This is a genomic window from Streptomyces sp. NPDC031274 (assembly GCF_055570235.1).
In genome coordinates this window covers 1-2,001 of the sequence record NZ_JBVIHP010000116.1, presented here as the reverse complement: position 1 = coordinate 2,001, position 2,001 = coordinate 1, and the positions used below count along the sequence as shown (strand labels likewise).

Annotated in this window: 4 protein-coding genes and 1 pseudogene; 4 read left to right on the top strand and 1 reads right to left on the bottom strand. The window is 67.5% G+C overall.

The genetic code is table 11. The features are described from left to right. A partial coding sequence (locus tag ACZ5CR_RS44040; RefSeq protein ID WP_468868957.1) for a relaxase domain-containing protein occupies nt 1-494 on the bottom strand: 494 nt, incomplete at its 3' end. A 240-nt stretch (nt 495-734) separates the two neighbouring features. Here ACZ5CR_RS44040 and ACZ5CR_RS44035 point away from each other — a divergent pair. From ACZ5CR_RS44035 to ACZ5CR_RS44020, 4 genes and pseudogenes are all read left to right on the top strand, one after another. Next, nucleotides 735-1,049: a hypothetical protein gene (locus ACZ5CR_RS44035; RefSeq protein ID WP_468868956.1), complete on the top strand. Its 315-nt coding sequence runs from the start codon at nt 735-737 to the stop codon at nt 1,047-1,049. Next, the gene (locus tag ACZ5CR_RS44030) at nt 1,046-1,294 is read left to right on the top strand and encodes a hypothetical protein (protein ID WP_468868953.1); all 249 of its coding nucleotides are present in this window, start codon (nt 1,046-1,048) and stop codon (nt 1,292-1,294) included. The genes ACZ5CR_RS44035 and ACZ5CR_RS44030 overlap by 4 nt, the downstream gene beginning before the upstream one ends. A gap of 30 nt (nt 1,295-1,324) precedes the next feature. Further along, a complete protein-coding gene (locus ACZ5CR_RS44025; RefSeq protein WP_468868951.1) occupies nt 1,325-1,777 on the top strand; it encodes a GntR family transcriptional regulator in 453 nt (150 codons plus the stop codon). Then, nucleotides 1,774-2,001, top strand: a pseudogene (locus ACZ5CR_RS44020) (aminoglycoside phosphotransferase family protein); the annotation flags it as partial. The gene ACZ5CR_RS44025 and the pseudogene ACZ5CR_RS44020, both read left to right, overlap by 4 nt.

Here is a 2,001-nt window from a genome sequence, read left to right as displayed (position 1 = left end):
ATGAGCGCGTTGTCCTCCAACCACGCCACCACCTTGGTGATGGCCACGACCTGGGCCCGCTCCACGATGCCCGGAACCTCCCCGATGCCGAACGCCCACAGCAGCGTCACCGTGGCCGGCGGACGGAACACGCAGTCCCACGCCACGACTGACCCGCCCTTGCCCGTCTTCGCCCGCAGCGCGTACCCGAGCTTCACCGCCCGCCGCACCTCGGCCCCGCTCGCGCCGGCGGCCGTCAGCTCGGCCGTGATCCTGTCCGCCTCGGGATGCAGGCCCTTGCCGAAGAGGCTGCGCATCTGAGCTTCGGTGACCGTCCCGGCGACACCGAGGGCGGGCGCGGCCCGCCCCATCCACTCGCCCGCGGGCACCCCGGCTTCGGCCTGGTCCTCGATCAGGAGCGTGTTCCGCCCCTTCCTCTGGCCGTCGCCGACGGCCACCTGACGGAGGTAGTAGCGGTAGGCAGACCCTGGACTGATTCGCTTGATCGTCATCATGCGAATCAGCTCAACAGGGCTTTGACCTGCTATGTAAGGGAACTTCGCTACCTCCCGCGAGGCGGGAGAGAACGGGGAAGCACTTCAGAATTCGTGCCGCGAGACGGACCGGCAATCGGGTCGGCGAGAGAGAGGCAAAGCTCCGGTCCCGAGCCCACCACCCACGACAACCCATGACACGAGGACAGGGAGCGCAATACCGTGGAACAGGAACAGACTCGCTCAGTCTCGGAGGGCACGATGAGCACCCAGCCGTGGACGATCGACAGCATCGCGCACGCCCTGCCACACCCCGAGCTGCGCCAGAATTTCCTCCGTGAGGTCCACCTCACCCCCCGCACCGAGCTCGAAGCGGTCCTTGATCGCTGGGAGCGATTCGTGAGCCGCTGGACCGAGGACGAGGCCCCGAAGATCGAGCGGATCCGTACGTACTACCGCGAGCACGGAACCCTGCCGCCCGAGTACGACACCCCCCACGCCACAGATGCCCAGCAGTCCTTCGAGGACTGGCGCGCCCGCATGCGTGCCAAGCAGTCCGGAAGCGACGCGGCGTGAGCTGGGCCTGGCGCATCGGACCGCACGATTTCGACACCATCGCCGCCCTGCCGCCAGAGGCCCACGGACCGCTCAGCGTGACGCTCGATGCGCTGGAGCTGGAGCCGTACGGCGGTTCCGAGCCGTACGGCGTGGACGATGGCGTGACCCGCGAGGCGCGCTTCGGCGCCGCTGGCATCCTGGTGTTCCTGGTGAACCCCAAGGAACAGCGGCTGACGCCGCTCAGTGTCACGTGGGCCGGGTAGACCGCCTCAGAACTACGGAAGGAAGGCTCAGTGCCGCAGGCCAGTCCGCGAGGTACGTACTTGCAGGTCTCGGATTCTCTGCGCGAGAAGATCACCAAGGGGGAGATCACCGAGGGGCTTCCGTCTCAGTCGCAGCTCGTGCAGGACTACGAGGTGAGCCGCAGCACCATCGAGCGGGCCCTGGCCGCGCTCAGGAGTGAGGGCGTGATCGAGTCCGTGCAAGGTGCTGGCTGGTACGTCTCCGGCACTGGAGACCGCCGGCCGCTGGTCGAGAGAGTGACGGATCTTCTGCGCGCCGAAGGTGTCAGGGTCGGTGATCGCTTTCCGACGGAGAAGGAGCTGGGTGAGCAGTTCGGCGCCTCGCGGAGCGCAGTCCGATCCGCCATCGCCGAGTTGGAGGGTAAAGGGCTGATCGGCAAAGTGGCCCCGAGAGGCCGGGCAGTTCGGGCCCTGCCTGCCGGCGCGGAAGGCGCCAGCGCATGACGATCAGAGAAGAGACCGTGTTCGACTCGGCGTCTGCGGAACGCATCTTGCGACAGGCGTGCGGCATCGCGGATGTGGACCCGGACGGAATCGAGATGCTGCGGTTCGGCGACCATGCGGTGTTCCGTATCGACGGAGGACACATCGTCTCTCGGGTCGGTCGAAGCCCCGACCGGCTGGAGTCCGTACAGCGTGAAGTGGCCGTCGCCGAGTGGTTGGCGTCG

What these genes read in the sequence shown, in the direction of transcription:
- ACZ5CR_RS44035 (WP_468868956.1), top strand. Translation starts at nt 735, where the DNA reads ATGAGCACCCAGCCGTGGACGATCGACAGCATCGCGCACGCCCTGCCA.